The following is a 26,650-nucleotide window of genomic DNA, read 5'->3' as shown; positions in this document are numbered from 1 at the left end:
AGTGATGCCTCAACTGCCCGCCCAACAGCGTCTGCACGCAATGATTGACACGCTGCGCCAGCAGATTGCGCAGCAGCCGGACGGTAGCTGCCGTCAGCCGCGCTTTGACGCGCAGCTGTTTCGCTGCAAAGGCACGCGACTGGCTGACTATCTGCAAGAGCTGCAGCACAATGCGGCGCAGCTCGCGGCGTCCGACAGTGATGCGTCGCGCCGCCAGTGGCTGGCGCAGAAGGTGCTGGATCAGATTGCCGCGCTGCAGCGCGAGTGCAGTAGCCAGCAACTGCGCGTGGTGCGTGAACAGCCGCGTCGCGATCCGCTGCAGCCGAAGCGTGATGAGTACCGCGGCTACGAAACGCGACTGCTGGCCATGCTGCAGCAGCGCGAACAGCACCTGGCGCGCGCTGAAACGCTGAGCGTGCAGCAGCAGCTGATGCGCGAGGTGGAGATTCTGCAGGAGCGGCTGGCGCGCTGCCGCGCCGCGCTGCATAAACTGGAGATCGCGGCGCAGCCGTAAGCCGTTCGCTTTCCTCTATACTGGAAACAGCGCTGACGGGAGGAGAAGCATGACCCTTATCATCTGGATTATTATTGGCCTGGCTGCCGGCTGGCTGAAGCGGAGGGAGTTTCCCGGCCGTCCCGGCGGACTGGTGCCGACGCTGGTGCTGGCGGTGATCGGCGCGCTGATTGGCGGCTACATCGCCACGTATTTCACCACGGGTGACCTCGGTACGCTGCATCCGATGGGCTTTGCCGTGGCGCTGGCCGGTGCTCTGCTAATGCTGCTGGTCGCCGCTAAACTACGTATTTAGGAGACACTATGACGCTGGATACCGCGCCGGACGACATCAAGCTGGCGGTCGATTTAATTCAGCTGCTGGAGGAAAACCAGGTGCCCACGGCCACGGTGCTGGCTGCGCTGGCGATTGTCCAGCGCGATTATGAGCAGAAGCTGGCGGCCGAGCGCACCGCTTAGCGCGTGCCGGCGAGCGTCGGGCTCAGGCGCAGCATATCTATAAATGCCTCGACCACCTGCGGCGCTTCACTCACCAGATCAAAACTTTGCGGATTGAATAACCAGCTTTCCATCATGCCGCTGATGTAGCCGCGCATCAGCAGCGCCGCCTGGCGGGTGTTGAGGCTGGCCGGAAGCTGCCCGGCCTCGATACAGCTGCGCAGCACCTCTTCGATGCGGTCATAACACGCCTGCAGCAGCCCCTGCTGCATCGCCATTAACGTCGACATTTCGCCAACGAACTCACATTTATGGAAGATAATCTCCATTAATGCGCGTCTTTGTGGATCCTTTGCTGTGGCTTCAAGGATATAGATCAGCATCGAACGCATTACAGAAAGTGGATCGCCAGGGTATTTTGTCTGATACTCAAGTTCCACATCGTCGAGCCCGGCGTCGCAGCGCAGCCAGATCTCCTGTAACAGATCGGCTTTATTTTTAAAATGCCAGTAGATAGCTCCGCGCGTGACGCCAGCGGCCGCGGCGATATCCGCCAGTGAGGTGGCGGCCACACCGTGTTCAGAAAAGTGAGCTAAAGCGGCATCCAGAATTTGATGCCGCGTTTCAAGTGCTTGCGCTTTGGTTTTTCGTGCCATAGAGGACTGTTTTTACAAACTGGCAAGTTTACATACATTTGTGAATGTATGTACCATAGCACGACCCGTGTTTTAACGCAGCAATGGGTTTAACGGTTTGTGATCCATTGATCATTTGATATCGGACACTAGAGGTTTATTTATGAATAAAAACAGAGGATTAGCGCCTCTGGCGGCCGCCGTGATGCTTACAGGCAGCTTTTTGTTAACAGGATGTGATGATAATAAATCCCAGCAAGCCGCCCAGCAGCAGCCCCCGGAAGTGGGTGTTGTCACGTTAAAAAACGAGCCCCTGAAAATCACCACCGAACTGCCAGGCCGTACTTCGGCGTTCCGCGTGGCTGAAGTGCGTCCGCAGGTGTCAGGTATCATTCTCAAGCGTAATTTTGTTGAAGGCAGTGATGTTAAAGCCGGCGATTCGCTGTACCAGATCGATCCCGCCACCTATCAGGCCGCATACGACAGCGCAAAAGGCGATTTAGCCCAGGCTCAGGCCAACGCGCGCGTTGCCCAGCTGACGGTGAATCGTTACAAGCCACTGCTGGGTACCAAATATATCAGTCAGCAGGACTACGATAACGCCGCGGCCACCGCCGCGCAGACCGCCGCAGCCGTACAGGCGGCGCAGGCCAATGTGGAAACCGCCCGCATTAACCTGGCGTACACCAAAGTGACCTCGCCAATCAGCGGCCGCATTGGTAAATCCTCGGTAACGGAAGGTGCACTGGTGTCGAACGGCCAGACCACCGCGCTGGCGACCGTGCAGCAACTCGACCCGATGTACGTCGACGTGACTCAATCCAGCGATGATTTTCTGCGCCTGCGCGGCGAGCTGGAGTCGGGTCAGTTGAAACAGAACGACGGCAAAGCTAACGTTACCCTGCTGATGCAGAACGGTAGCGCATACAGCCAGCCGGGCACACTGGAATTCTCTGATGTTACCGTGGATGAAACCACTGGCTCGATTACCCTTCGCGCGATTTTCCCGAATCCGGATCATCGTTTGCTGCCGGGCATGTTCGTGCGTGCACGTCTGGATGAGGGCACTAACCCGACGGCGCTGCTGGTACCGCAGACCGGCGTAACCCGCACGCCAACCGGTGAAGCCACCGCGATGGTAGTGGGCGCGGATAATAAAGTCGAAGTGCGTAAGATTACCGCGAACCAGGCGTTTGGCGACAAATGGCTGGTGACCGATGGCCTGAAAGAGGGCGATCGCGTGATTACCGTCGGTATTCAGCGTGCTAAACCGGGTGCTCAGGTGACGCCGCAGGAAGTCAAAGATGATGCCAAAGCCGCACCGGAATCTCAGTCTGCTAAATCATCGTCATAAACAGGAGCCGTTGATACATGGCTAAGTTCTTTATCGATCGCCCCATTTTTGCCTGGGTGCTTGCCATCATTATTATGCTGGCGGGTGCGCTATCGATTATCAAACTGCCGATCGAGCAATATCCCAACGTTGCGCCGCCGGCAGTTGAAATCCAGGCATCTTATCCGGGTGCAGATGCGAAAACGCTACAGGATTCGGTAACGCAGGTTATCGAACAGAATATGAACGGCATCGACGGGCTGATGTATATGTCCTCGAGCAGTGACTCTTCTGGTACGCTGACGCTGACGCTGACCTTCCAGTCTGGCACCGACGCCGACATTGCTCAGGTGCAGGTGCAGAACAAACTGCAGCTGGCAATGCCGCTGCTGCCGCAGGAAGTACAGCAGCAGGGGATTCAGGTGAAAAAATCCTCCAGCAGCTTCCTGATGGTCGCCGGTTTCGTTAGCGAAGATGGCAGCATGACGCAGAACGACATCTCAGACTACGTAGCGTCGAACATCAAAGATCCGATCAGCCGTACGCCTGGCGTCGGTGATACTCAGGTGTTTGGTGCGCAGTATGCGATGCGTATCTGGCTCGATCCGCACAAGCTTAACAACTACCAGCTGACGCCGGTAGATGTGATCAGCGCGCTGCAAACCCAGAACACCCAGGTGGCCGCCGGTCAGTTGGGCGGTACCCCACCGGTGCCGGGTCAGCAGCTTAACGCTTCGATCATTGCCCAGACGCGTCTGACCTCGACCGAAGAGTTCGGCAACATCATGCTGAAGGTCAATCAGGACGGCTCACAGGTGCGCCTGCGCGATGTCGCGAAGATTGAACTCGGCGGTGAAAACTACGAGATCATTGCCCGCTATAACGGCAAACCAGCCTCCGGTATCGGTGTCAAACTGGCGACTGGCGCCAACGCACTGGATACCGCCGACGCGGTGAAAGCGGAACTGGCTAAGCTGGAACCGTTCTTCCCGGCCGGCATGAAAACCGTTTACCCGTACGACACCACGCCATTCGTTAAGATCTCCATTTTCGAAGTGGTGAAAACGCTGTTCGAAGCCATCGTGCTGGTGTTCCTGGTGATGTATCTGTTCCTGCAGAACTTCCGCGCGACGCTGATTCCTACCATCGCCGTGCCGGTGGTGCTGCTGGGCACCTTTGCCATCATCAGTGCCTTTGGCTACTCAATAAACACCCTGACGATGTTCGGCATGGTGCTCGCCATCGGCCTGCTGGTGGATGACGCCATCGTGGTGGTGGAGAACGTTGAGCGCGTCATGGCGGAAGAGGGATTACCGCCGAAAGAAGCCACCAAACGCTCAATGGAACAGATCCAGGGCGCGCTGGTTGGCATCGCGCTGGTGCTGTCAGCGGTATTTATCCCGATGGCGTTCTTCGGCGGCTCAACCGGGGTGATTTATCGTCAGTTCTCGATCACCATCGTTTCGGCGATGGCGCTGTCGGTGCTGGTGGCGTTGATTCTGACGCCAGCGCTGTGTGCCACCATGCTGAAGCCCATCAAAAAAGGCGAACACGGCAAAACCACCGGTTTCTTCGGCTGGTTTAACCGCCTGTTTGATAAGAGCACCAACCATTACGTCGACAGCGTCGGTCACATTGTGCGCAGCACCGGTCGCTATCTGCTGATTTATCTGCTGATTGTGGTCGGCATGGCTTACCTGTTCCTGAAACTGCCTACCTCGTTCCTGCCGGAAGAGGATCAGGGGCTGTTACTGGCGCAGGCGCAGCTGCCTGCCGGTGCAACCCAGGAACGTACGCAGAAGGTGCTGGATCAGGTTACGGATTACTTCCTGACCAAAGAGAAAGACAGCGTGAATTCGGTGTTTACCGTTAACGGCTTTGGCTTCGCCGGTCGTGGACAGAACACCGGTATCGCCTTCGTCAGCCTGAAGCCATGGGATGAGCGTGGTGATGCCAGCCTGAAAGTGCCGGCGATTGCCGGACGTGCAATGCAGGCGCTGGGTCAGATTAAAGATGCCATGGTGTTCCCGTTCAACCTGCCGGCCATTATCGAACTGGGTAACGCCACCGGTTTCGACTTCCAGCTGATCGATCAGGGTAACCTCGGCCATGAGAAGCTGACCGCCGCGCGTAACCAGCTGTTTGGCATGATTGCCCAGCATCCGGATACGCTGGTGGGCGTGCGTCCAAACGGGCTGGAAGATACGCCGCAGTACAAACTGATTATCGATCAGGAAAAAGCGCAGGCGCTTGGTGTGTCGCTGTCCGACATCAACACCACGCTGGGTGCGGCCTGGGGCGGTTCTTACGTCAATGACTTCATCGACCGTGGTCGCGTGAAGAAAGTGTACGTGATGGGTCAGGCCGACTCGCGCATGCTGCCGGATGACATCAGCAAATGGTACGTGCGCAATAGCGCCGGGACCATGGTGCCATTCTCTGCCTTCTCTTCGGCGAAGTGGCAGTATGGTTCACCGCGTCTGGAGCGTTACAACGGTCTGCCATCAATGGAGATCCTGGGTCAGGCAGCACCGGGCAAGAGCTCGGGTGATGCCATGAACCTGATGGAGAGCCTCGCCTCGAAGCTGCCTGCGGGTATCGGCTACGACTGGACCGGCATGTCCTATCAGGAACGCCTGTCCGGCAACCAGGCGCCTGCACTGTACGCCATTTCGCTGATTGTGGTGTTCCTGTGTCTGGCCGCGCTGTATGAGAGCTGGTCGATTCCGTTCGCGGTCATGCTGGTGGTGCCGCTGGGTGTGATTGGCGCCCTGCTCTTCACCACGCTGCGCGGTCTGAGTAACGACGTGTACTTTGTGGTGGGCCTGTTGACCACCATTGGTCTCTCGGCGAAGAACGCCATCCTGATCGTCGAATTCGCCAAGGATTTGATGGAGAAGGAAGGCAAAGGGCTGGTCGAGTCAACGCTGGAAGCCTCACGTATGCGTCTGCGTCCGATTCTGATGACGTCGCTGGCGTTCATCCTCGGCGTACTGCCGCTGGCGATCAGCAGCGGTGCCGGCTCCGGCGCACAGAACGCCGTCGGTACCGGCGTGATGGGCGGGATGGTGACGGCCACCGCGCTGGCGATCTTCTTCGTGCCGGTGTTCTTCGTGGTGGTGCGCCGCCGTTTCAGCAAGAACAAGTCTGAGCTGGAACAGGGCCATCCGGTCGATCACCCTCACTGATAGTTTCTCTCTGCTAAAAGGCCGCGCAAGCGGCCTTTTTTATTGCGCACTCCCCTGCTCCGCACGTTCCATGACAAACCCGCACCGGAAGCGTGGTTGCAATCCTGCGGTGCGAGGTTCATAATATTGTTATATTATAACATTACATGAGAGCGCTATTATGAAACCAAACATTCATCCGCACTACCGTCCTGTGGTGTTCCACGACACCACCGTCGACGAATACTTCAAAGTCGGCTCAACGATTCAGACCGACCGTACCATCCAGTTTGAGGGCGAAGAGCTGCCGTACGTCACGCTTGATGTGTCGTCGAAGTCGCACGTTTACTACACCGGTAAACAGAAAGAGTTTGCCAAAGAGGGCAGCGCCGCACGCTTCAACAAGCGTTTTGGCAGCTTCCTGACGCGCAGCAAATAACCGGAGTTCAGCCACATGCAAGTTGTCAGTTCATTGCGGTCTGCCAAGACCCGTCACAAAGATTGCAAAGTCGTGCGGCGTAAAGGTCGTATTTATGTGATTTGCAAAACCAACCCGCGCTTTAAGGCGGTGCAGGGAAGAAAGAAAAAACGTTAGGAAAGTGTCGTGATAATTGGCCGGGATGCTCCCCGGCCTTTTTTTTACTTCATGCTGTGCAGCAGAGTTTCCACGTTGTGCTTAAACGCCGCCTCATAGGTGGGCGCCGGCCCGCTGGCCGCTGACAGCGCTTCCGGATAGAGCTCGCCACCGGGTTGCGCACCGGTTTCACTGGCGATCTGTTTCACCAGACGCGGATCGGTCTGGTTCTCCATAAAGTAGGTGGTGATATGCTCGGCCCGGAGCTGTTTGATGATAGCGGCGACATCGCTGGCGCTGGCTTCCGCTTCGGTTGAGAAGCCCACCGGCGCGAGGAACGTCACGCCGTAGCGCTGGCCGAAGTAGCCAAAGGCATCATGGCTGGTGAGTACCTTGCGTTTACTTTGCGCCACGCCGGCAAATTCACTTTTGGCCCAGCTATCCAGCTTCTGCAACTGCTGAATATAGCGTTCACCGCTGTGACGGATGTCGGCAGCATCATCCGGATCGGCTTTGATCAGCGCGTTCATCACGTTGGTGGCGTAGATCACGCCGTTGTGCATGCTGTTCCACGCGTGTGGATCGGTGATGGTTTTGCCATCCTCCTCCATTTTGCGCGTATTGACACCATTCGAGGCGACCACCACCGTGCCCTTGTAGCCGGACGCGCTAATCAGCCGGTCCATCCAGCCTTCCATGCCCAGCCCGCTGACGAACACCACATCGGCCTGCGCCAGCGCCTGGCTATCCTGCGGCGTCGGCTCAAAGGTGTGCGGATCGCCATCCGGGCCCACCAGCGATTTCACCTTAACGTGATCGCCGCCGACCTGTTTAACGATGTCAGCCAGCACGGTAAAACTGGCTACGGCATCAACGGTTTTTGCCAGCGTCAGCGGGCTAATCAGCATCGCGCCAATCGCCAGACTCAACGGTAACTTCTTCATACCTATCCCCTTGTCATCTTATTATCGACGGCGCAGCAGGCCGCCACATGGTCCTGTCAACACAGACAGCAAAAACAGTACGGCCGCACTCAGTACCACCGCCGGTCCGGCAGGCAGCGCATAGTGCCAGGAGAGCAACAGGCCGATAAAGGCGGCGATCAGCGCCAGCAGCATGGCAATCGCCAGCATGCGCGTAAGGTGACGGCTCCAGAAGCGCGCGCTGGTGGCGGGCAGCATCATCAGCCCAACGGACATCAGCGTGCCGAGCACCTGAAAACCCGCCACCAGATTCAGCACCACCAGCGTGAGGAAAATGCCGTGCACCAGCGGTGCGCTCCATTTCCCCTGCGCACGCAGAAAATCAGGATCAAAGGCATCAATGACCAGCGGCCGGAAGATCACGGCCAGCATCAGCAGGGTGAACGCGGCGATGCTGCCAACCAGCACAATCGCGCCGTTGTCCACCGCCAGCAGCGAGCCGAACAACACGTGCAGCAGATCGACACTGGATCCGCGCAGTGATACCAGCGTGACGCCGAGCGCCAGCGAACCCAGATAGAAGCCGGAAAAGCTGGCATCCTCCTTCAGATGGGTGTAACGGCTGACCGCACCGGACAGCAGCGCCACCGCCAGCCCGGCAATCAGGCCGCCAATCCCCATCGCCACCAGCGACAGGCCGGACACCAGATAGCCGATGGCGGCGCCCGGCAGTACCGCATGGGACAGCGCATCGCCCACCAAACTCATACGGCGCAGCGAGAGAAAGACGCCGAGCGGCGTCGCACTGATCGCCAGCGCCATGCAGGCCACCAGCGCCCGACGCATAAAACCAAACTCAATAAACGGCTGGAGTAACGTCATGACGCCACCCGACACAGCCGCGGTTGCTGCGCACTGTCACGCTCATCCAGCGACAGCACGTCACGAAAATGGCGCGCCACCAGCAGCTTGTCGTGCAGCACCACCAGCAGCGTGGTGCCCGCCCGCTGCTGCTGTTCGAGAATCGACATCAGTAAGGTTATCGTCGGCGTATCAATGCCGTTGAAGGGTTCATCCAGCAGCCAGAGCTGACTGCGCTGGAGCATCAGGCGCGCAAACAGCACGCGCTGCAACTGCCCGCCGGAGAGCATCGCGGGCTGCGCAGTGGCGAAGTCGCGCATCTGCACCGCCTCCAGCGCGGCATCAATCTCCTGCCTCAGCGCACGCGTGATGCCACCGAACCAGCCGCAGCGCGGCCAGCAGCCCATTGCCACCAGCTCATAGACGGTGAGCGGAAAGCGGGTATCCAGCTCGCTGCGCTGCGGCAACCAGCCCAGCGCTTTTCGCGGCAGCTGCAGTTCACAGCGTCCCGCCACTGGCGGCAGCAGTCCGGCGATAGTTTTGAGCAAGGTTGATTTGCCCGTTCCGTTGGCCCCGACCAGTGCCGTCATACTGCCGGCCGCCAGTTCGCCATTCACCACCGGCGTCACCGCCCTGCCCTGATAGCCGCCCTGCAGACGATGAAAACGCATCATTGGTGCAGGCCCCAGACGATGGCTAAAGCCAGCAGGCTACTCAGCAGTAGCGCTACCAGCAGGCGCCCGCCGAGCGAGAGAAGTAATCCACTGTGATTCATGATAGGCAACCAAAATGTTATAACATAACAATATACTACCTGATGGCATCATCGCGACGCGCGGACGAAAGTGTTTCAAAAGTTGATCAGCGGCGATACGCATGGGCGATTTGTGCCATCAAGCCAGCGCCCATCGCAGCAATCGCCCTTTCTGTTTACCAATGGCTTGCAATGTCAGAGCTGAAAGCCAATGATAGAACTCTCCTTGCTTTTTACGGGATGCAGAATGCAGTCTATTATTCATAGTGATATTGATGTGAATGAGGATGATTGCGGCAAGTTACGCCAGATTATCCAGGGGAATATTCTCAAAATAGCCCAGGACCTTGCCGGCGATTTACAGTGGTATTCTCAAAACGCGCAATTAGTTCCGGACAGTTTTACCATTATTTCCATTCAGCCCGTCGGCCACAAACGATTTAAAATGCTTTACGATTTCACGTGGGATTTATTTAATCCCTGCCTTGATTTAAATGAAACCTTTACCCAACGTGAAGAAGTTATGTTCCAGACAACGCCCGGTGCGCTGGTGTTTGAGGTGATAGACAATACCCGCCCGTCACCGTGCGACGAATTGTAATATTTAGTAATTGGGTGAGCAAAACTAATGATTGTGGATTATATTTAAAAGGTCGCTGAATTCTTTTTATTCGTGATCGCTCCCTGGTAGCTTTTCCAAATCTCGCCGCGTCGCGGTAACTGTGCTCGCTATGGAGGGGAAAAAGATGGACGAATACTCACCGAAACGGCATGATATTGCCCAGCTTAAATTTCTGTGTGAGAACCTGTTTGACGAAAGTATGGCGACGCTAACCGACAGCCATCACGGCTGGGTTAATGATCCCACTTCGCCAGGCAATTTACAGCTCAACGATTTGATTGAGCATATCGCCTCTTTCACGATGAATTACAAAATTAAGCATGTTGAAGATGAAGCGCTGATTACGCAAATCGATGAATATCTTGATGATACCTTTATGCTGTTTAGCAGCTATGGAATCAATACCCAGGATCTTCAACGGTGGCAACGTTCAGCAAAACGCTTATTTAATCTGTTTGCCGAAGAGTGCGCTTATCTCCAGCAACCCAGCCATTCCTTTTAGCATCAGAGTGAGACCGGTTTATTTATGAGCAACCCAGCCTTAACCAAAACAGACTATTTGATGCGACTGCGTCGTTGTCGCTCAATTGACACCCTTGAACGGGTGATTGAAAAGAACAAGTATGAATTACCCGATGATGAGTTAGCGGTATTCTACTCCGCAGCCGATCACCGTCTGGCCGAGCTGACCATGAACAAGCTCTATGACAAAGTGCCCGGATCTGTCTGGAAGTACGTCCGCTAAGTTTTCTCCCCGCAGGTCGCTTCGTTACTCACCTTTATTTCCACGGATGACAGGCAGGCAAAGGAGTGCCGATACGGTGCTGTGCCGCATTGCGCGCAGGGATTTTGCATGGGCAGAAATGGTGGAGGCCCTGCCAGCTACATCCCGGCACACGCGTCGCCTGCTGCGGCTGCTTCCTTCCGGACCTGACCGAGTTCACAAGTTAGCGTTGCGGGAGAACCAACAGGGCCCCCATTGACGAGCTCTCATGTTGAGAGCGCTGGCATTATCGGGGAAGCCCCTGGCAATTGCAAGCGCAGGCCGGGCAACCGTTGGTTTCTTGAACAGGCCGGCGGCAAAACCCTGCAGATAGCCGCAATCGCATGCTAAAGTGGCGCTTTTCCCGCAGACGAGGTGCGTCAGTGAGTGAACAGAGCAATTTTTCCGAGCGCGTCTGGCAAATTGTTGCCGCTATTCCTGCCGGTAAAGTGACGACCTACGGCGATGTCGCGCTGCTGGCTGGTTCACCGCGCGCCGCACGTCAGGTCGGCGGCGTGCTGCGGCGCCTGCCGCCAGGCAGCAAATTGCCGTGGTTCCGCGTGATTAATCGTCATGGTCGTATTTCGCTGCAGGGTGATGATCTTTTTCGTCAGCGCGATGCGCTGGAAGCCGAAGGTATTGAAGTGAGTGATGCGGGAGAAATTGAACTGGCAAAGTATCGCTGGGAGTATTAATGCTGACAGGCCGCACTCCCTTTAAGGCGCGGGAATGGCACTGCAGAAAGTAAAGCGTCACACGCCAGGGATGGCATGTGCCGAGCGATCAGGGACGAGACAGCGCCTTTACTTTCTGCAGTGCCATTCTGGCGCAGCTGCCGTAACGCGCTGTCTCCCGTTTCAACTTACAGACTGGTTGGTGCCGGCACGGAGGCTGACGGCGTAACCTGGGTTGGCGACGTCGAAGGCACAGTGGTAGCAGCGCCCGGCTGGGTTGGCATCGCCATATTGGTCACCGGTACCAGCAGCAGTTCCGCTTTCGTTCCACCCTGATTAATCACCGGTTTCACCGTATCGGTAATAAACGCCAGCTTGCCGTCGATGGTGATCGCTGCGCTCAGCAAAATGCGCGCGTTCGGCTGGATATCGGCCGGGTTAAAGGGCAGCACAAACTGGAACGGTGCCTGTTTGCCCTCGGTGCGAACCACACGCTGTGACAGCACTTTGGACGGCGCGTCCGCCAGTGACGCATCGGCCAGCGTCACGGTCAGCACCGCATCCGGCGGCAGCGCAATACGCTGGCGAATATAGACGGAACCGCTTACGTTCGGCTGGGCAATTGCCGACGGCTGCCCGGCCACGCTGGCGCCTAAAGTTGGCGTCGGCACGGGTTTACTGTGATCGGCACAGCCTGTGATTGCCACCGCCAGTGTCATACCGCTAATTACATGCCAGAGTTTCATCGATGTCGTCTCCTTATGAACACTATGATTGTCGGCGGTAAATTTATTGGCTGGGTTTTCCACCGCCGATTGCTGTTAATTCTGGCACAAAAATCCGCTTTGCGCCTGAAGCCCCGCCATCCTGCTGAAAACCGGGTAAAATCGTTGCGCAAACTGGTCGGATCTTTCACACTGACGCCATTGGCATCACTGAGGAATCCGTTATGAGCCAGGCACTGCACAACCTGCTTAATTTATTGAATCTGGAAAAACTGGAAGAAGGCCTGTTTCGCGGCCAGAGTGAAGACCTCGGCCTGCGCCAGGTGTTTGGCGGCCAGGTGGTGGGACAGGCGCTGTATGCGGCAAAACAAACCGTGCCGGAAGCCCGTATCATTCACTCCTTCCACAGCTACTTTCTGCGCCCGGGCGACAGCCAGAAAGCCATTATTTACGATGTGGAAACCCTGCGCGACGGCAAAAGCTTCAGCGCCCGCCGCGTCAGCGCCGTACAAAACGGTCAGCCGATCTTCTACATGACCGCCTCCTTTCAGGCACCGGAAGATGGCTTCGAGCATCAGAACAGCATGCCGCAGGTGCCGGGACCCGATAACCTGCCCTCCGAGCAGGATCTCGCCCACCGGCTGGCTGCGCACCTGCCGCTCAAGCTGAAAGAAAAATTCCTCGCCGAGCGCCCGCTGGATATCCGTCCGGTGCAGATCCACAATCCGCTGAAAGGCCACGTTGATGAGCCGCTGCGCCAGGTCTGGGTGCGTGCCAATGGTCAGCTGCCGGACGATCGCCGCATTCATCAATATCTGCTGGGCTACGCTTCCGATCTCAACTTTCTGCCGGTCGCGCTGCAGCCGCATGGCAAAGGCTTCCTTGAGCCGGATATGCAGGTGGCGACGATTGACCACTCCATGTGGTTCCATCGTCCATTCGATCTCTCGGAGTGGCTCCTGTACAGCGTGGTAAGCACCTCAGCGTCCGGCGCGCGCGGCTTCGTGCGCGGTGAGTTCTTCAGCCAGGACGGCACGCTGGTGGCGACGACGGTGCAGGAAGGGGTGATGCGTCAGCGCGAAGCATAAAAAAAGGGGCGATTATCTCGCCCCTTTCTCATCATTATAGTAATAGCGCACTGCTCTTCTGCCAGCCGGCACTTACTGGTTGTAAGCGTTCTCGCCGTGGCTGTTCACATCCAGACCTTCACGTTCCTGTTCTTCCGGTACGCGCAGGCCAACAATCATATCTGCCAGCTTGAAGCCGATGAAGGCGACCACGCCAGACCAGACGATGGTCAGGCCACAGCTGAACAGCTGAACCCAAACCTGATGGCCCATAGTCACGCCTTCTGCGTAGCCCACGCCGCCCAGTGACGAGGAGGCAAACACGCCGGTCAGGACACAACCGAGGATGCCACACACGCCGTGCACACCGAACACATCGCACGGGTCATCCACGCGCAGCCATTTCTTCAGCGTGGTCACACCCCAGATACCTGCCAGGCCACCGGCCAGACCGATAATCAGTGCGCCGCCGACGCCGACATAGCCACAGGCTGGCGTGATGGCAACCAGACCGGCGATGAAGCCAGAAGACGCACCCAGCAGTGAAGGCTTACCGCGCAGCGCCCACTCACCGAACACCCACGACAGCACGGCACCCGCAGTGGCCACCACGGTATTCAGGAAGGCCAGCGCCGCGATTTCGTTAGCGGAAGACGCAGAGCCGGCGTTGAAACCGAACCAGCCAACGTACAGAATCGCGGTACCGGTAAACACCATCGGCAGGTTATGCGGCTTGAACGCTTCTTTACCGAAGCCAGCACGCTTGCCTACCAGGTAAGCACCAACCAGACCCGCAACGGCGGCGTTGATGTGCACCACGGTACCGCCAGCGAAGTCCAGCGCGCCATCCTGTGCCAGGAAGCCGCCAGCCCACACCATATGTGCGATAGGCAGATAGGCCAGCGTCAGCCACACCAGTACGAAAATCAGTACCGCCGAGAAGCGAATACGCTCAGCCAGCGAACCAACAATCAGCCCCACGGTGATACAGGCAAAGGAAGCCTGGAACGCCACGTGAATGTACTGATAGAAGCTGCCCATCACCGCTTTCAGCTCGATATTTTTCAGCATCGCCCACTGGAAGTTACCGAAGAAGGCGTTGCCTTCGCTGAATGCCAGCGAGTAGCCGTAGACGATCCACAGTACGCACACTAACGCGAACGTCACCGCGACCTGCGTCAGCATCGACAGCACGTTTTTGCCGCGAATCAGGCCGCCGTAAAACAGGGCAATGCCGGGAATTGTCATGAACAGTACCAGCGCGGTACAAATCATCATAAACGCGTTATCGGCTTTATCCGCTACGGCAGGCGCAGCTGCCATCGCAAGAGACGGTAACAGCGCCAGGCTGGTGAGGCCCAACTTAGTCATTACTTTATTCATTTCTTTCCATCCCATCACAATTCAGAGCCCCAGTTACAGTGCTGCTTCGTCGGTCTCGCCGGTACGAATACGAATCACGCGCTGCAGTTCCGCGACGAAAATTTTGCCGTCGCCAATTTTGCCGGTGTACGCGGCTTTGCTGATCACATCCACCACTTCATCCAGCTGATCGTCCGCAATCGCAATATCGATTTTTACTTTTGGCAGGAAGTTAACGCTGTACTCGGCACCGCGGTACAGTTCTGCATGGCCTTTCTGACGACCGAAGCCTTTCACTTCGGTCACGGTCAGGCCCTGAATGCCAATGGAGGATAAGGCTTCACGCACGTCCTCCAGCTTAAATGGTTTGATTACCACGGTAACCAGCTTCATACGTTCCCCTCCGGATATAAAAATAGGTGAGTCTTCGCGGACACGCAGAGAGTTAAGCAAAGGCTGTGCCACAAATGGCAAAAGTGGGCGCTAAGGCTGCCGGGCGCAGAGTTTCGCGCTCCGGTATGGCGTAACAGGCAAGGTTTTCATTCGGAAAAACAGAAAGGTGGGACTTTACTGCACTCCTTTGGTGCTTACGGCCTCAAAGGAGTGCATCAATACAGAACATTCCGATAAATCTGCGCAAAAAAGGTGCAAATCACCCCTCTGCCGTTGCGGGTATGCCCGCCGCGAGTTCATCGCCGGCCTGCTGCAGCTGGTACATCTGCCAGTAACGGCCCTGCTGCGCCAGCAGTTCGGTATGTGTGCCGCGTTCGACCACCTGACCACGGTGCAGCACCAGAATCTGATCCGCTTCGGTGATGGTGGAAAGACGGTGAGCAATCACCACCAGCGTGCTGTGCTGGCGCAGCGTGCGTAGCGCCTGCTGAATCGCCTGCTCGGTGCCTGAGTCGATATTGGCAGTAGCCTCATCGAGGATCAGAATCTGCGGCAGCGACACCAGCACGCGCGCCAGCGCCAGCAGCTGTTTCTGCCCGACCGACAGCGTGTTTCCCTGCTCACCGAGCCGGGTATGAATACCGTCGCGCATCGTGCGGGCCAGCGGTGCCAGCTGCACCTTCTCCAGCGCGCGCCACACGTCCTCTTCGCTGATATCGCGTCCCAGGCGCACGTTGGCCAATAGCGTATCGGCCAGTACCACCGGATCCTGCTGCACCATCGCCACGCTGCCGCGCAGCGCATCGTGCGTCAGCTCGCGCAGCGGGCGGCCATCCAGTTCTATGCTGCCGCGCGTCACCGGATAGTAGCCCATCAGCAGATTGGCTAAAGTGCTTTTGCCACTGCCGGTATGGCCGACCAGTGCCACGAAGCCGCGCGCCGGCACCTCGAGATCGATATGGCTGAGCACGTCGCGGTTGTCGCGGTAGGCAAAGCTGACATCGCGCAGGGTGATACACCCGGAAGCCAGCGGCTGAGCGTCACTGCCGTAGCCCTGCTGCGCCGCATCCATCAGTTCAAAAATACGTTCGCCCGACACCACCGCCTGCTGCAGCATTGACTGCTGCGTGGTGAGCTCGATCAGTGGCTCGTTAAGGCGGCCAAGGTAAGTGATAAAGGCGTAAAGCACGCCAACCTCGAACACGCCCGGCGTGGCAAAGCTGAACAGCATTAGCAGACCGCACAAAATCAGTGCAGAAAACAGGCTGAGCAGCGGACGCAGCAGGAAGCCGTCCAGCCGCAGCGTCTCCATCCGCGCCAGATAGTGTGAACGGCTGGCTTCGCCCATGCGCTCGCCAAAGCGCGCCTGCTGGCGAAACTGCTGGATCACACTCATGCCGTTAATCACTTCGTTGAAGCCATTATTGATCTCGGCCAGATAGCTACGTACGCGGCGCGCAATCGGCGTGCTGTAGCGCTGATAGATCAGCATCACCGTTAACACCAGCGGGAAAATCACCAGCGCCACCAGCGCCATACGCCAGTCGAGTGCAAACATCGCCACCAGCATCGCGCCAATCAGCGCAGCGCTGCGCAGCACAGTGGCCACCACCGTGACGTAAAGATCTTTGATCACTTCGGTGTCGTTGGTGACGCGCGAAATAATCTGCCCCACCGGCTGGGTATCGAAGGCACTGAGCGGCTGGCGCAGCGCCGCATTCATCACGTCGACACGCAGCTGCTGCACAACGCCAATCGCCGCGCGGTTAAACAGCAGCGCCTGGAAATAGTGCAGACCCGCTGCCAGCAGCTGTAGCAGCACAAAGCCCACCAGCAGCCCGGCCACGATGCCCCACGGCATCTGGTGTTTAGCCACCAGGTTATCGATAAAATAGCTCACCAGCACCGGGCCGGTGACTTCGGCAGCGGCAGCGATCCACAGCATGCCGACGGCCAGCCACAGCGATTTGCGCCACGGTTTACCGTAAGCCAGCAGGCGTTTCAGCGTTGGCCATAAGCGTTGCGATTTAGCCATGGTCGGCTCCCTGTTCTGACTCGTCCTCATCCAGCGCGGCTTCCAGCTGCTGATAGCGATACATATCGCGATACCAGCCCGGCTGCGCCGCCAGCGTATCGTGATCGCCGCGCTGTGCCACTGCGCCCTGCTGCAATACCAGAATCTCGCTGGCTTCGGTCAGCGCCGACAGCCGATGCGCGCTGATGATCAGCGTGCGCCCTTTGCCCCACAGGCGCAGGTTATGCAGGATTTCATGTTCGGTACGGCCATCAACCGCCGACAGCGCATCGTCGAGGATCAGAATCTCCGCGTTGAGCAACAGCGCACGCGCAATGGCGATGCGCTGTTTCTGCCCGCCAGAGAGCATGACGCCGCGCTCGCCCACTTCGGTCGCGTACCCCTGCGGCAAACGCAGAATGTCATCGTGCACGCAGGCCATCTGCGCCACGCGCTCGATCTCTTCCTGCGTTGCCTCCGGGCGACCCAGCGCCAGGTTATTCGCAACGGTATCGGAAAACAGGAACGGCGTCTGGCTGACCACCGCCAGCCGGCTGCGCCAGCTGTCCAGCCGCAGCTGCGGCAGCGGAATGGCGTGATAGCAAATCTCGCCCTGATCGATATCAAAATGGCGCTGAATCAGGCTCAGCAGCGTGCTTTTGCCGCAGCCGGTAGGCCCGCAGAGCCCAAGCATCTGCCCGGGTTGTAGCTGGAAATGCACGTCGCTCAGCACCGGCGCGCTGCTCGCCGGATAGTGGAAGGCGCGGATCGCCACCTGCAGCAAGCCCGCTTCCGCCGGCAGTGGCTGCTGACCATCCTCAACCGCAGGCGCTTCCGCCAGCAGCGCGCCAATACGGCTCCACGCGGCGCTGCCGCGCTCGACGATGTTAATCATCCACGCCAGCGCCAGCATCGGCCAAATCATCAGCCCTAAGTACATGACGAAGCTGGTGAGCTGCCCGAGCGTTAGTGAACCGTGCCACACCATCCAGCCGCCACCGCCAATCGCCAGCAGATTCGAAAAGCCCACGGCAATATAAATGATGGGATCGAAGCGCGCATCGACGCGCGCCACGTGCAGATTTTTGCGGCCGGTGTCGCTGGCGATATCGGCAAACTGGCTCGACTGATGATCTTCCAGGCCAAAGGCTTTGATCATGCGGATGCTGGTCAGGCTCTCCTGCGTTTGATCGTTCAGGCTGGAGAACGCCGCCTGCGCCACTTTGAAGCGCTGATGCAGGCGCGCGCCGTCTTTCTGAATCACCAGCGCCATAATCGGCATGGGAATCAGCGCCAGCAGCGTCAGCTCCCAGCTGATCTGCACGCTCATTACCGCCAGCACGACCAGCCCCATCACCAGCGAATCCACCAGCGTCAGCACCCCTTCACCCGCAGCAAACACCACGCGATCGACATCGTTGGTCGCGCGCGCGATCAGATCGCCGGTACGGTGGCGCAGGTAAAACGCCGGATGCTGGCGGCTAAGCTGGCGGTAAAAATCTTCGCGCAGCTCCACCGCCAGCTGGTAAGAGGCGCCGAACAACAGCACGCGCCAGACGTAGCGCAGCAAATAGACAATCACTGCGGTCACCAGCATCACGCCGATCCACAGAAAAATTTCGCCGCGCGTCAGGCTGTGCTGGGTCACGCCGTCGACAATCACGCCGACCAGATGCGGAGGCAGCAGCTGCAGCAGCGCAATGATAATCAGCAAGCTGATGGCGCCCAGATAGCGCCGCCACTCGCGCAAAAAATACCAACTTAACTGGCTGAATAATCGCACAAAAAAATCTCTTGTGATGCCCGTTCAGGGCGCTACCGGCAAGGCGGTGGTGTATTTAATCTCTTCCATAGCGAAGCTGGAGGTGACGTCAATCAGCCCCGGGACGCCGTTAACCAGACGCTTGTAAAACGCGTCGTAGCTCTTCATATCGGCCACCTGAATGCGCAGCAGGTAGTCGTACTCACCCGCCATGCGGTAGAAGGCCATCACTTCCGGCATCTGCTGTACCACCGCGACAAACTGCTGAAACCAGTCGCTGCTGTGCTGCTGGGTTTTGATCAGCATAAAGGCGGTGAGCGACAGGCCGAGCTTTTCACCATCCAGCAACGCGACGCGCGCCCGAATAATGCCATCATCTTCCAGCTTTTTCAGGCGTTTCCAGCACGGCGTGGTGGTGAGATTCACCGCATCGGCCAGCGCCTGCAGCGACAGCGTGCAGTCTTTTTGCAGCAGCGCCAGCAGTGTGCGGTCAGTTTTATCTAGCATTCGCCACCTCAGGAGAAAAATTTTCTCTTATTTGCCGATTATAACCAAATTTTAGCAACCTCTTTTTCCTGCCAGTGCCTTACACTGAGCGCAATCTCGCTGCCGGAATCGCACCATGCAAACGCCCTGGGTTCGCCACGCTATCAATGAAATTAACGCCGACTTTCAGCGCTCCGCTGATACGCACCTGATCCGTTTTACGCTGGACGATTTCCCCGGCATTCGCTTTTATCTTAAGGATGAAAGCACCCATCCAAGCGGCAGCCTGAAACATCGCCTGGCGCGTTCGCTGTTTCTCTATGGTCTGGCCAATGGCTGGATTGGAGAAAACACGCCGATCATCGAAGCCTCCTCCGGCAGCACCGCGGTGTCGGAAGCCTATTTTGCCCGTCTGCTCGGCCTGCCGTTTATCGCCGTAATGCCAGCCAGTACCGCACGGCGCAAAATCGAGCTGATCCGCTTTTACGGCGGGGAGTGCCACTTCGTCGCCGATCCGTGCCAGCTGTACAGCGAATCCGAGCGTCTGGCGCGTGAACTCAACGGCCATTTTATGGATCAGTTTACCTACGCCGAACGCGCCACCGACTGGCGCGGCAACAACAATATTGCCGAAAGCATTTTCCGCCAGATGGCGCATGAACCCTTCCCGGTGCCACACACCCTGATCATGAGCGCCGGCACCGGCGGCACCTCGGCTACGCTGGGGCGCTACATCCGCTATCAGGGCCACGACACGCGCCTGCTGGTGGTCGATCCGCAGCACTCGGTGTTTTTCGATTACTGGCACAGCCGCGATCGCACGCTGCGCAGCGAGCGCGGCAGCCTGATTGAGGGGATTGGTCGCCCGCGCGTTGAGCCGTCGTTTTTACCGGATGTGATTGACGAAATGATGAAAGTGCCCGATGGCGCCACCGTGGCGGCGATGTTAAGGCTGGAGCAGATTCTCGGCCGGCGTCCGGGTGCCTCTACCGGCACCAATTTCTGGGGCATGCTGCAGGTGGCAAAACGGCTGCGCGCGCAGGGGCAGTCCGCCGCGCTGGTCACGCTGCTGTGTGACAGCGGCGAGCGCTATCCGGATACCTATTACAATCCGCAGTGGATCGCTGAGCAGATCGGCGATATTCAGGCGTGGCAGCGCGAGCTGCAATAAAAAACCGGACATCCTGTCCGGTTCACTGTAAGCCTCAGCATTCGGGGGAATAATCGAGGTGTGGTGTGGTCATCCAGTGATTTAAGTAGTGAGACACCGCCTGTGTCTCGCAATGGCCAATGATCGGTAAATGGGGCAGCGAGGTTTTCAGCTGATGCATGGCGTTGCCCATGATGAAACCACGCCCGACGCGCTCCAGCATTTCACGGTCGTTCATCGCATCGCCAAATGCCATGCAATCCGCCAGCGACAGAGACAGATGCTGGCACAGCCGCGCCAGCGCGGCGCCTTTGTGGCAATCCAACGGTAAAACTTCCAGACACTCCCTGGCGGAGAAGCACAGGCTGGCGCGATCGCCGAGCGCCTGTTGCAGTTCAATCTTAAGCGCCAGCAGCATCTCGTACGGCGCGATAAAGCAGATCTTGGTGACTTCATGTGCCGGCATGCGGCGTAAATCACGCAGCTGATAGTGAAACCCGCTCATCGCGTGCGCTTCCAGCAATCCCGGGAGCGGTTTATCGGTAAACCAGCCTTCGTCATTAAAGATGTGGATCGATCCGGGAGTTTGCCAGTGACTGTGCAATACCTCTTCCGCCACCGACGGCGCTAAATCACAGCCGTACAGCTGCCTGCCCTCGACATCGTGAATGCGCGTGCCGTTACCGGTGATCAGCCAGGCGGGCAAGGTGATCTGCTGGCGTACTGCCTGCATATCCAGCAGGTGACGCCCCGTGGCAAACGCCAGTGTAACGCCACGCTGGTGTAGGGCGTTGAGGCTCTGCAGCGTCTCCGCACCTAAACGGTGGGTAGGCAGCAGCAGTGTACCGTCCATATCAAATGCCGCGAGGCGGGCCATAGCAACTCTCCGGTCTGAATGAGGGGTTTACTATCGCCTGGTAATTACGGAACTAATAGTGAATACTTTCAAAAAACTGTTCCGGGTTTAATCATGCGACAGCTTCATCGGGTTAATCAGTTTCAGCGCCTGTGGCAGCTTAGCCAGGGCGAAGCGCAGCGCATCAGCGTTGCGGCCATGGCGCAGCACTGCTATTGCAGCGAGCGCCACGTGCGTACCCTGCTGCGGCAGTGGCAGCAGGCGGGCTGGCTGCAGTGGCACGGTGCGGCGGGACGCGGTAAACAGGGCGAACTGCGCTTTCTGCTCTCTCCCGAACAGCTGCGTCAGCAATTGCTCAGCCAGCAGCTGGCAGCCGGTGAAGCGGTACAGGCACTGCAGGTACTGGATGTCGCGCCTGAACGGCTGGTGACAATGCTGCGCCCACTGATGGGCGGCCAGTGGCAGAATCAGGCGCCGGTGCTGCGCATTCCCTATTATCGCGCGATGGAGGCGCTGGATCCGCTGCAGCTCACCGGACGCGCCGAGCAGCATCTGGTACGCCAGATTTTTTCCGGCCTGACGCGCTTTAACGCGGATGATGTCGAGGGCGATCTGGCACATCACTGGCAGCACGATGCGCAGGGCCGCGAATGGTATTTCTGGCTGCGGCCGCTGCTCAGCTGGCACAACGACGAACCGGTGCAGGCGGCACAGCTGGTCCAGCAGCTGCAACGTATCATGCAGACGCCGCAGGGCGGCCGCCTGCTGGCGGCGGTGGAACACATCGATGCGCCACATCCGCTGGCGCTGCGTATCCGGCTACGCACCAGCGATTACTGGCTGCCGCAGCGGCTGGCGCATCAGTTTTGCCTGCTGCCGCATCCGGAGCATGCCGATACCGGCAGCGGACCGTGGCGCCTGACGCACTTTACCCGCGAGCTGGTGCGGCTGGAGAGCCATGCGCGCTGGCACCATCAGCGTCCGCTGATTCAGGTGGTGGAATACTGGATTACGCCGCAGCTATTCGATCGCGGGCTGGGCACCAGCTGTCGCCATCCGGTGCAGATCGCCATTGGCGATCCCAACGAGCTGGACACGCTGCGGCCGGTGGATCGCAGCATCAGTCTCGGTTTCTGTTACCTGGCGCCGCGTTTCTCGGCTCGCTTCAGCCAGGCGCAGGCCAAAACGCTGCTCGCGCTGATTCAGCACAGCGGCGTCATTCAGCAGCTGCCGCTGGATGAAGGCTTAATTACACCAACCGCAGAGCTGCTGCCCGGCTGGCCGCTGCCCGCCCCGCACCGCCCGGAGGGCACACTGCCCGCAACGCTGACGCTGCATTATCACCTGCCCATCGAACTGCACGTCATGGCCCAGGCGCTGGTGCCGCTGCTGGCGGCACAGGGCTGTACCCTCACCTGCGTATTTCACGACGTCAAAAGCTGGCGCGACGACATCGATCTGAGTGACGCCGACATCATCATGGGCGACCGTCTGATTGGTGATGCGCCGCAGTTTACCCTGGTGAACTGGCTGGAAAATGATGCGGCCTGGCAACCGCTGCGTCCGGCGGTACTGCAGGCACCGCTGCACGCTATCGCCCGTCAGGCCAGTCCGGCACTGCGCAGCGCCGCGATTCATCAGCTGTTTCAGCAGCTAATGCGCGACGGCCATCTGCTGCCGCTGTTTAACTATCGCTACCAGGTGTTTGCTCCGCCAGGCGTCGAAGGTATTCAGCTTAACAGCATGGGCTGGTTCGATTTCACCCGCGCCTGGATCCCGCCGCCTGCCGCAGGCGGTGCTGTTCAGCCCGCGCCGGAGCCAGTACCATAGGCGCACTGATTTATGGGGAAGAAAACATGAAACGAGCCGTTGTCGTATTCAGTGGCGGACAAGACTCCACCACCTGTCTGATTCAGGCGCTGCAGCAGTATGATGAAGTGCACTGCGTGACCTTTGATTATGGTCAGCGCCATCGCGAAGAGATCAGCGTCGCCGCAGAGCTGGCGCACCAGCTGGGCGCGCGGGCGCACAAAGTGCTGGACGTAACGCTGCTCAATGAACTGGCGGTCAGCAGCCTGACGCGCGATAACATCCCGGTGCCAGCCTACAATCCACAGGCCAGCGGCCTGCCCAGCACCTTTGTCCCGGGGCGTAACATCCTGTTTCTGACGCTGGCCTCAATTTATGCTTATCAGGTGGAAGCCGAAGCGGTGATCACCGGCGTATGTGAAACCGATTTTTCCGGCTACCCGGATTGCCGCGACGAGTTTGTCAAAGCGCTGAACAACGCCGTCACTCTCGGCATGGCGCGCGAAGTGCGTTTTGAAACGCCGCTGATGTGGCTGAATAAAGCGGAAACCTGGGCGCTGGCGGACTACTGGCAGCAGCTGCCGCTGGTCCGTTCGGAGACGCTGACCTGCTACAACGGCGTTAAAGGCGACGGCTGTGGTGAGTGCGCGGCCTGCCACCTGCGCGCGCGCGGTCTGGCCGATTACCAGGCCAATGCGGCCAGCGTGATGGCGGCGATGAAACAGAAAAGCGGCCTGCGCTAATTGCGGCCGCGCTGCGGGCTGGCGTGCTTTCTGGGCATGCCAGCTCAGGAAGGCGCGGTCATCAATGCCGCCAGGCGTTCACGTAACTCCCCTTCCAGCGGCACGGTTTTTTGCGTGCGCAAATCGATGCAGACGAAAGTCAGCGCCGCATCCGCCACCAGCGTGTTGTCTCCTGCCAGCACCACCCGCTGTAAAATAATGCCGCTTTTGCCGTTGAGCTGCGCGACCTCGCTCTCAATGTGCAGCACGTCGCCCAGCACCGCCGGACGACGATAGTTAATGTTGATATTCACCACCACAAATGCCAGCTGCTGCTCCAGCAGCCAGTGAAAGGCATCGGCATCTTCCAGCCACTGCCAGCGCGCCTCTTCCAGAAATTCCAGGTAGCGCGCATTGTTCACATGCTGATAGACGTCAAGATGATAGCCGCGCACTTTGATGGTGGTTTGCATGATTGCTCCTGTTCAGGCTGTGAATGACAACTGGTTGGACCTGTTGAGCATAGCACAGCCTGATGGGCCGCTTTAGCAATCCTTCAGAGTCGCGAGCCGCTTCACAATTTCAGCCGCGCGCTGTTCCGCTCCACCAGCGCACTGCCAATACCCGGTACTTCTTTCAGCTGCTCGATGGCGCTGAAGGGCCCGTACTGCTCACGATAGCTGACAATCGCCTGCGCTTTTTTCAGTCCAATACCGTTCATGGCGGCGGCCAGCTGCTCGGCCGTGGCCTGATTGATGCTGACCTGTTCCGGCTGCGGCGTGGACACCTGCGTCGCCTGCGTTTCACTGGGGCTTTCCGCCGCCGCCAGTCCGCTGGTCCAGAGCGCGCCGCCCAGCGCCAGCGTGATGCAAAAGGCACGAAATGTTGATTTAACCATGCTGTGTTTCTCCTTGTGTTTGACAGCCACTGCAGGGTGGCACAAGCGAGAAACGCACTCAAAAGGCGATGATCAGAAATGGAAAAGGCCGCAGAAGCGGCCTTTCGGTATTGCAGCAGTTTACCTTTTTTTGTGAGGCTTACTGGTTTTGTGCGGCGGTGCCGTACTTAATCTTCGCCTCTTTACGCAGGTTTTCCAGCAGCGCTTCAAAGGCAATCTGCGCGTTGTTTTGCGTCACGCCTTTCACCATTTCGTCGATCTGCGCCTGCGGCATGTTGCCCGCGCTGACCTTATCCAGCGCGACCAGCACCACGTTGCCCTGCATATCTTCGCTGACACCCCACGACGGCTGGTTATCCGCTGGCTGTGGCAGGTTGAATGCGGCCTGTGCCACCGGATCCTGCGCGTTGCGATCGACGGTTTTGCTGGCGCTCAGCGTCAGTCCAGCCGCCTGCAGCGCGTCCTGTTTGCCCGCTTTCAGCTCGGTCAGCAGTTTGTCTGCCTGCGCTTTGGCCTGCTGCGTCGCTTTGTCATGCTTCAGGCTGTCGGCAATCTGCGCCTTGACCTGATCCAGCGGTTTAACCGCTTCCGGTTTGTGCTCGCTGATGCGCAACACAAACGCCCGATCGCCATCGACGCTGATGATGTCAGAGTTGTTGCCCGGCGCGCCGTTCTGACCGGTCAGGCCACCGTTGAAGATCGCCTGTTTAACCGCATCGAAATCGAGATCGGCCGGCACGTTATCGCGGGTGATCCAGCCCGTTTCCACTACTTTCAGGCCAGATGCCTGTGCGGCGCCCGCCAGGGACTCGTTGTCGTTACTGGCGGCTTCGCTCACCTTCTGCTGCATCTTATAGAAGGCGTCGACGGCTTTTTCCTGCTTCACTTTATCCGCCACCGCATCGTGCACCTCCGCCAGCGGTTTAACCTGCTCCGGCTGGATATCGTCCAGACGCACCACCAGGAAACCGACTGAGGACTTGATCACGCCAGACAGCTGGCCTTTCTGCGTCAGGTTGGCGTTTTTCAGCTCATCCGGCGTGGTGTTCGGCTCCAGCCAGCCCATGTCGCCGCCTTTACGCGCAGAGATTGGGTCGATGGATTTGCTCTTCGCCAGCATGGCGAAATCCTCGCCCTTTTTCAGCGCATCCAGCACTGCGTTGGCATCGGCTTCGGTTTTGGTCTGAATGATGCTGTAACGGTTGCGCTGCGGCTGTGAATAGTCGGCTTTGTGCTGATCGTACCAGCTCTGAATATCCGCTTCGCTGGCGTTCTCCTGCAGGCTGGCCGCATCCATTTTGATGTAGCTGACGCGGAACTGCTCAGGTGCCATAAAGCTGCTCTGATGCTGCTGGTAGTACTGATTGATTTCGTCGTCGCTGGCGGTTTGTTTCGCGGCCAGCGCATTAACGTCAATCACCGCCTGACGAATCTCACGCTGCTGCGAGACCAGATCCACCAGCTTGCTGGTTTCACCCTTCAGCATGAAGTCGGTATTGGCGATGGCGTTGATCAACTGCTGCGTCGCCAGCTGCTTGCGCAGCGCTTCGGCGTACTGATCGGCACTGAAGCCCATGCTGGCGATCAGGCCGTTGTATTTCGCGTTGTCGAACTTACCGTTGGTCTGGAAAGCCTGCTGATTGAAAATAGCCTGCTTCACCTGATCGTCGCTGATGCCAATGTGCAGATCTTTGATGTACTGATCGAGCAGCGCCTGATCGATCAACTGTGACAGCGCCTGCTGGCGCATCTGCTGCATGTAGCCGTCGTTGCTGGCCAGCTGCGAGAACTGGTCGCCCAGCATCTGCTGCTGACGGTTGCGCTCGTTGTTAAACGCCTGTTCCAGCTCACCGCGGCTAATTTCATGGCCGTTCACTTTGGCAGCGTAATCGCTGTTACCGCCAATCAGGTAGTTGCCCACCCCGGTCAGTACGAATGACAGGATGATCAATCCCAGAATGATCTTGAGCACGACATGGTTCGACGCCGCGCGTAAATTGTCCATCATGGTATGACAACACTCCGCTGTAGTGTGGATGTAAAGCTCTGACACGATGTCATCATCGTGCAGCTGCGGTTCAGGCTGGCAGCTGGCAACCATGCGGAGACTGAAGCCAGCGGCTAAAGTCGCGCATCAAGATAAAAAAA

29 protein-coding genes and 1 other RNA gene are annotated in these 26,650 nt (G+C 58.2%); 15 read left to right on the top strand and 15 right to left on the bottom strand.

Features of this window, described 5'->3' with window-relative positions; translation table 11 throughout:
* Window positions 1–4: 4 nt before the first annotated feature.
* From priC to rsmS, 3 genes are read left to right on the top strand one after another with little or no spacing between them, the layout of a single operon-like run.
* A complete protein-coding gene (gene priC, locus F3J41_RS00985) occupies window positions 5–514 on the top strand; it encodes a primosomal replication protein PriC (protein WP_166710232.1) in 510 nt (169 codons plus the stop codon).
* A gap of 49 nt (window positions 515–563) precedes the next feature.
* Window positions 564–809, top strand: coding sequence for a GlsB/YeaQ/YmgE family stress response membrane protein (locus F3J41_RS00980; protein WP_166709695.1), 246 nt, complete (start codon window positions 564–566; stop codon window positions 807–809).
* 8 nt (window positions 810–817) lie between these two features.
* A complete protein-coding gene (gene rsmS, locus F3J41_RS00975; RefSeq protein ID WP_021507212.1) occupies window positions 818–973 on the top strand; it encodes a pleiotropic regulatory protein RsmS in 156 nt (51 codons plus the stop codon).
* On the opposite strand, the gene acrR is transcribed toward rsmS, so the two are convergent.
* On the bottom strand, window positions 970–1,608 hold the full coding sequence (gene acrR / locus F3J41_RS00970) for a multidrug efflux transporter transcriptional repressor AcrR (protein ID WP_031279658.1): 639 nt from the start codon (window positions 1,606–1,608) through the stop codon (window positions 970–972). The genes rsmS and acrR overlap by 4 nt on opposite strands.
* 142 nt (window positions 1,609–1,750) lie before the next feature.
* On the opposite strand from acrR, the gene F3J41_RS00965 reads away from it, so the two are divergent.
* The 4 genes from F3J41_RS00965 to ykgO all read left to right on the top strand — a co-directional run bounded on the left by F3J41_RS00965 (window position 1,751) and on the right by ykgO (window position 6,682).
* Window positions 1,751–2,941: an efflux RND transporter periplasmic adaptor subunit gene (locus F3J41_RS00965; protein ID WP_058757947.1), complete on the top strand. Its 1,191-nt coding sequence runs from the start codon at window positions 1,751–1,753 to the stop codon at window positions 2,939–2,941.
* Window positions 2,942–2,958: 17 nt separating this feature from the next.
* Window positions 2,959–6,108, top strand: a complete 3,150-nt coding sequence (locus tag F3J41_RS00960; RefSeq protein WP_021507209.1) for a multidrug efflux RND transporter permease subunit AcrB — start codon at window positions 2,959–2,961, stop codon at window positions 6,106–6,108.
* A gap of 160 nt (window positions 6,109–6,268) precedes the next feature.
* Complete coding sequence (locus F3J41_RS00955) at window positions 6,269–6,526, top strand: type B 50S ribosomal protein L31 (protein WP_021507208.1); 258 nt, start codon at window positions 6,269–6,271, stop codon at window positions 6,524–6,526.
* Between the two features lie 15 nt (window positions 6,527–6,541).
* Entirely contained in the window at window positions 6,542–6,682 is a 141-nt protein-coding gene (gene ykgO, locus F3J41_RS00950; RefSeq protein ID WP_010616859.1) for a type B 50S ribosomal protein L36, read from the top strand.
* Window positions 6,683–6,726: 44 nt separating this feature from the next.
* Here the strand turns inward: ykgO and F3J41_RS00945 are convergent, their stop codons facing one another.
* Genes F3J41_RS00945 through F3J41_RS00935 form a run of 3 tightly spaced genes read right to left on the bottom strand, consistent with a single transcriptional unit; the run spans window position 6,727 to window position 9,119 of the window.
* A complete protein-coding gene (locus tag F3J41_RS00945; protein WP_058769397.1) occupies window positions 6,727–7,605 on the bottom strand; it encodes a metal ABC transporter substrate-binding protein in 879 nt (292 codons plus the stop codon).
* Between the two features lie 21 nt (window positions 7,606–7,626).
* Window positions 7,627–8,466 (bottom strand): metal ABC transporter permease, encoded by an 840-nt coding sequence (locus tag F3J41_RS00940; protein WP_021507206.1) that lies wholly within the window; start codon window positions 8,464–8,466, stop codon window positions 7,627–7,629.
* Entirely contained in the window at window positions 8,463–9,119 is a 657-nt protein-coding gene (locus F3J41_RS00935) for a metal ABC transporter ATP-binding protein (RefSeq protein ID WP_021507205.1), read from the bottom strand. The genes F3J41_RS00940 and F3J41_RS00935 overlap by 4 nt, the downstream gene beginning before the upstream one ends.
* Window positions 9,120–9,446: 327 nt before the next feature.
* Between F3J41_RS00935 and F3J41_RS00930 the strand changes: the two genes are divergently transcribed.
* The 3 genes from F3J41_RS00930 to F3J41_RS00920 all read left to right on the top strand — a co-directional run bounded on the left by F3J41_RS00930 (window position 9,447) and on the right by F3J41_RS00920 (window position 10,566).
* Window positions 9,447–9,800, top strand: coding sequence for a hypothetical protein (locus F3J41_RS00930; RefSeq protein WP_031279656.1), 354 nt, complete (start codon window positions 9,447–9,449; stop codon window positions 9,798–9,800).
* Between the two features lie 145 nt (window positions 9,801–9,945).
* On the top strand, window positions 9,946–10,323 hold the full coding sequence (gene tomB / locus F3J41_RS00925; protein ID WP_021313568.1) for an Hha toxicity modulator TomB: 378 nt from the start codon (window positions 9,946–9,948) through the stop codon (window positions 10,321–10,323).
* 24 nt (window positions 10,324–10,347) lie between these two features.
* Window positions 10,348–10,566, top strand: coding sequence for an HHA domain-containing protein (locus tag F3J41_RS00920; protein WP_021507203.1), 219 nt, complete (start codon window positions 10,348–10,350; stop codon window positions 10,564–10,566).
* Window positions 10,567–10,694: 128 nt separating this feature from the next.
* On the opposite strand, the gene ffs is transcribed toward F3J41_RS00920, so the two are convergent.
* Window positions 10,695–10,791: signal recognition particle sRNA small type (gene ffs, locus F3J41_RS00915), an RNA gene on the bottom strand.
* Window positions 10,792–10,967: 176 nt separating this feature from the next.
* Here ffs and F3J41_RS00910 point away from each other — a divergent pair.
* A complete protein-coding gene (locus F3J41_RS00910; protein WP_021507202.1) occupies window positions 10,968–11,279 on the top strand; it encodes an MGMT family protein in 312 nt (103 codons plus the stop codon).
* Window positions 11,280–11,446: 167 nt separating this feature from the next.
* Here F3J41_RS00910 and F3J41_RS00905 read toward each other — a convergent pair whose 3' ends face one another.
* On the bottom strand, window positions 11,447–12,004 hold the full coding sequence (locus F3J41_RS00905; RefSeq protein ID WP_021507201.1) for a YbaY family lipoprotein: 558 nt from the start codon (window positions 12,002–12,004) through the stop codon (window positions 11,447–11,449).
* A gap of 203 nt (window positions 12,005–12,207) precedes the next feature.
* On the opposite strand from F3J41_RS00905, the gene tesB reads away from it, so the two are divergent.
* A complete protein-coding gene (gene tesB, locus F3J41_RS00900) occupies window positions 12,208–13,071 on the top strand; it encodes an acyl-CoA thioesterase II (protein WP_088516247.1) in 864 nt (287 codons plus the stop codon).
* Between the two features lie 72 nt (window positions 13,072–13,143).
* On the opposite strand, the gene amtB is transcribed toward tesB, so the two are convergent.
* The 5 genes from amtB to F3J41_RS00875 all read right to left on the bottom strand — a co-directional run bounded on the left by amtB (window position 13,144) and on the right by F3J41_RS00875 (window position 19,088).
* Window positions 13,144–14,433: an ammonium transporter AmtB gene (amtB, locus tag F3J41_RS00895; RefSeq protein WP_058757951.1), complete on the bottom strand. Its 1,290-nt coding sequence runs from the start codon at window positions 14,431–14,433 to the stop codon at window positions 13,144–13,146.
* Between the two features lie 33 nt (window positions 14,434–14,466).
* Window positions 14,467–14,805, bottom strand: a complete 339-nt coding sequence (gene glnK / locus F3J41_RS00890) for a P-II family nitrogen regulator (RefSeq protein ID WP_007886947.1) — start codon at window positions 14,803–14,805, stop codon at window positions 14,467–14,469.
* Window positions 14,806–15,064: 259 nt separating this feature from the next.
* Window positions 15,065–16,840: a SmdB family multidrug efflux ABC transporter permease/ATP-binding protein gene (locus F3J41_RS00885; RefSeq protein WP_152391287.1), complete on the bottom strand. Its 1,776-nt coding sequence runs from the start codon at window positions 16,838–16,840 to the stop codon at window positions 15,065–15,067.
* A complete protein-coding gene (locus F3J41_RS00880; RefSeq protein WP_166709693.1) occupies window positions 16,833–18,602 on the bottom strand; it encodes a SmdA family multidrug ABC transporter permease/ATP-binding protein in 1,770 nt (589 codons plus the stop codon). Before F3J41_RS00880 ends, F3J41_RS00885 begins: the two co-directional genes overlap by 8 nt.
* Window positions 18,603–18,626: 24 nt before the next feature.
* A complete protein-coding gene (locus F3J41_RS00875) occupies window positions 18,627–19,088 on the bottom strand; it encodes an Lrp/AsnC family transcriptional regulator (protein WP_021507196.1) in 462 nt (153 codons plus the stop codon).
* Window positions 19,089–19,203: 115 nt separating this feature from the next.
* Here F3J41_RS00875 and F3J41_RS00870 point away from each other — a divergent pair, with 115 nt between their 5' ends.
* Complete coding sequence (locus tag F3J41_RS00870; RefSeq protein ID WP_059012728.1) at window positions 19,204–20,238, top strand: PLP-dependent cysteine synthase family protein; 1,035 nt, start codon at window positions 19,204–19,206, stop codon at window positions 20,236–20,238.
* Window positions 20,239–20,272: 34 nt separating this feature from the next.
* Here F3J41_RS00870 and cof read toward each other — a convergent pair whose 3' ends face one another.
* Entirely contained in the window at window positions 20,273–21,094 is an 822-nt protein-coding gene (gene cof / locus F3J41_RS00865; protein ID WP_166709691.1) for an HMP-PP phosphatase, read from the bottom strand.
* A 93-nt stretch (window positions 21,095–21,187) separates the two neighbouring features.
* Between cof and F3J41_RS00860 the strand changes: the two genes are divergently transcribed.
* Both F3J41_RS00860 and queC read left to right on the top strand, forming a co-directional pair.
* The gene (locus F3J41_RS00860) at window positions 21,188–22,903 is read left to right on the top strand and encodes an SgrR family transcriptional regulator (protein ID WP_166709689.1); all 1,716 of its coding nucleotides are present in this window, start codon (window positions 21,188–21,190) and stop codon (window positions 22,901–22,903) included.
* A gap of 26 nt (window positions 22,904–22,929) precedes the next feature.
* Window positions 22,930–23,625 (top strand): 7-cyano-7-deazaguanine synthase QueC, encoded by a 696-nt coding sequence (gene queC / locus F3J41_RS00855; protein ID WP_058775231.1) that lies wholly within the window; start codon window positions 22,930–22,932, stop codon window positions 23,623–23,625.
* Between the two features lie 44 nt (window positions 23,626–23,669).
* On the opposite strand, the gene F3J41_RS00850 is transcribed toward queC, so the two are convergent.
* From F3J41_RS00850 to ppiD, 3 genes are all read right to left on the bottom strand, one after another.
* On the bottom strand, window positions 23,670–24,077 hold the full coding sequence (locus tag F3J41_RS00850) for a thioesterase family protein (RefSeq protein WP_059010554.1): 408 nt from the start codon (window positions 24,075–24,077) through the stop codon (window positions 23,670–23,672).
* Window positions 24,078–24,178: 101 nt separating this feature from the next.
* Window positions 24,179–24,502, bottom strand: coding sequence for a helix-hairpin-helix domain-containing protein (locus F3J41_RS00845; protein ID WP_021507189.1), 324 nt, complete (start codon window positions 24,500–24,502; stop codon window positions 24,179–24,181).
* 139 nt (window positions 24,503–24,641) lie between these two features.
* On the bottom strand, window positions 24,642–26,510 hold the full coding sequence (gene ppiD / locus F3J41_RS00840) for a peptidylprolyl isomerase (RefSeq protein WP_059010588.1): 1,869 nt from the start codon (window positions 26,508–26,510) through the stop codon (window positions 24,642–24,644).
* Window positions 26,511–26,650: the final 140 nt, after the last annotated feature.

Source organism: Pantoea sp. Ap-870 (assembly GCF_011752515.1).
Classification (GTDB): domain Bacteria; phylum Pseudomonadota; class Gammaproteobacteria; order Enterobacterales; family Enterobacteriaceae; genus Pantoea; species Pantoea dispersa.
The sequence above is the reverse complement of the archived record's forward strand: the minus strand, read 5'-3'. Positions and strand labels throughout refer to the sequence as shown.